We start from the raw sequence: 2741 nt of genomic DNA on the forward strand, positions 1-2741 counted from the left end.
GTTGCAACATCTGTCACATTCGTGCCATTGACCAGCTCTGCTTTACCGCTTGTGGTATTAATCGTGGTATTCCCTTCGCCAAAGGTGAAGGTTGTACCATTACTGATAATGCTGCTGATATTGTTGTTGTCTCCTAAACGGATACTGTTATCAGTACCATTGCTAATAGTGCTGATATTATTCAACGCATTCGCTAAACCAAAGGTGATGTTACCGTTTTCTTGGCTGATCACAATGTTGCCATCTGTATTACGCAGATCAACCGTTGCATTTGGTTTCACATTGTAGCTATCTTTACCTTTATTCGTTGTAATATTCCAACCAGCATTAGCAGTACTATTCACTTTTTCTAGCTGATCAACATTAACAGCATCTGTACCATTAACGCCTGCAGCTACATTGCTGATAGTTGCATTGTTAATGTTTACCGTATTGTTGCCATTTTCATCACCTAATTTAATCGACGTATTGCCATTAGTGATGCTTGTGATATTAGTTAGCTCACCCTCAACGCTTACATTGTAAGTAGTTAAGCCTTTGCCATCTGTCGTACTTGTCAGGTTCACGTTATTACCTGCGGTAACTACAGTATGGTTTGCATTCACAACATACTTCGTTGAACCATCAGTATTTGTGCTACTTGTAACAACCGTATGATTGCCTTGCTCTACGGATACTTTTGTTGCATTTAACTGTTGCATATTTACCGCATCAGTTGCATTCGTACCATTTGCCACATTGCTAATAGTAGCGTTATTCACATTCACCGTATTGTTGCCAAGGCTAACTTTGGTTGAACCATTACTAATGCTGGTGATATTGGTTAAATCACCTTCTACATTATAAGTAACGTTTGCACCACCATTCGCAGCAGCAGTTACAACAGCAACCGTATTATTACCATCAACAAAGTTTACAATTTCACTCGCAGTAATATTCTCTTTAACATCGCCATTACCTGCTACAGCCCAGCTCACGTTATTAATGGTATTAACAATATCCCCAACAGTTGCAATATCTGTCACGTTAGAGTTTTCAGTGACTTTTGCTTTGCCATTTGGCTGAACTTCTGTTGTACCATTACCAATGGTTAAGGTTTTTCCTTGATTATTAGTAATAGTTGTAATATTGCTTAGCTCACCTTCCACACTAATGTTATAGGTAGTTAAGCCTTTACCATCCGTGCTACTCGTTAAGCCCACATTTTTACCTGCTTCCACTACCGTGTGGTTCGCATTTACTGTGTAATTTAACGCACCATCACTGTTGGTTGTACTGGTAACTGTGGTGTAGTTGCCTTGTGTCACATAGGTTTTACTTGCGTTTAACTGTTGTAAATTCACCGCATCTGTTGCATTTGTACCGTTCGCTACATTGCTGATGGTTGAATTATTCACATTAACCGTTTTGTCACCTAAATTAATCACGGTATCGCCGTTGCTAATGCTGCTAATATTCGTTAAAGCGCCTTCAACGCTTACATTGTAAGTAGTTAAACCTTCGCCATCTGTCGTACTTGTCAGGTTCACGTTATTACCTGCTGTAACTGCAGTGTGGTTTGCATTCACAACATACTTCGTTGAACCATCCTCATTTGTAGTGCTTGTAACAACCGTATGGTTACCTTTCTCTACGGATACTTTTGTTGCATTTAACTGTTGCATATTTACCGCATCAGTTGCATTCGTACCATTTGCCACATTGCTAATAGTAGCGTTATTCACATTCACCGTATTGTTGCCAAGGCTAACTTTGGTTGAACCATTACTAATGCTGGTGATATTGGTTAAATCACCTTCTACATTATAAGTAACGTTTGCACCACCTGCTGCGGTAGAAGTAACCACTGCAACCGTATTATTGCCATTAATAAAATTAACTTGATCTCCCGCGGTAATGTTCTCTTTTACTGCACCATTACCTGCAATAGCCCAACTCACATTATTAATGGTATTAACAATATCCCCAACGGTTGCAATATCCGTTACATTAGATCCACTTGCAACTTTTGCTTTACCTGCATCAACGCCAGTTGTGCCATTACCAATAGTTAAGGTTTTACCCTCATTATTAGTGATGCTAGTAATATTATTAAGTGCACCTTCCACACTTACATTGTAAGTGGTTAAGCCATTACCATCTGTCTCACTCGTTAATTTAACATTTTTACCCGCTTCCACTACCGTATGGTTCGCGTTGACGGTGTAATTCATTGAACCATCTTTATTTGTTGTGCTAGTAACGGTGGTGTGGTTGCCTTGTGTCACATAGGTTTTGCTTGCGTTTAACTGTTGTAAGTTCACCGCATCTGTTGCATTGGTACCATTCGCCACATTACTGATGGTTGAATTGTTTACATTAACCGTATTGCCACCCAGCGTAATTTCTGTGCCATTATTGCTAATGCTAGTGATATTACTTAACGCACCTTCCACACTTACATTGTAAGTAGTTAAGCCATTACCATCTGTCTTGCTTGTTAAGCTGACATTTTTACCCGCTTCTACTACCGTATGGTTCGCATTGACGGTGTAATTCATTGAACCATCTTTATTTGTTGTGCTAGTAACGGTGGTGTGGTTGCCTTGTGTCACATAGGTTTTGCTTGCGTTTAACTGTTGTAAGTTCACCGCATCTGTTGCATTGGTACCATTCGCCACATTACTGATGGTTGAATTGTTTACATTAACCGTATTGCCGCCCAGATTAATTACTGTGCTGCCGTTGCTAATGCTACTAAT

At 39.7% G+C, this 2741-nt stretch carries 1 protein-coding gene; it reads right to left on the bottom strand.

All coding sequences use genetic code 11. The features are described 5' to 3' along the window. A partial coding sequence (locus tag EDC51_RS10760) for a beta strand repeat-containing protein (RefSeq protein WP_409360078.1) occupies positions 1-2741 on the bottom strand: 2741 nt, incomplete at both ends.

Source organism: Bibersteinia trehalosi (assembly GCF_004346205.1).
Classification (GTDB): Bacteria; Pseudomonadota; Gammaproteobacteria; order Enterobacterales; family Pasteurellaceae; genus Bibersteinia; species Bibersteinia trehalosi.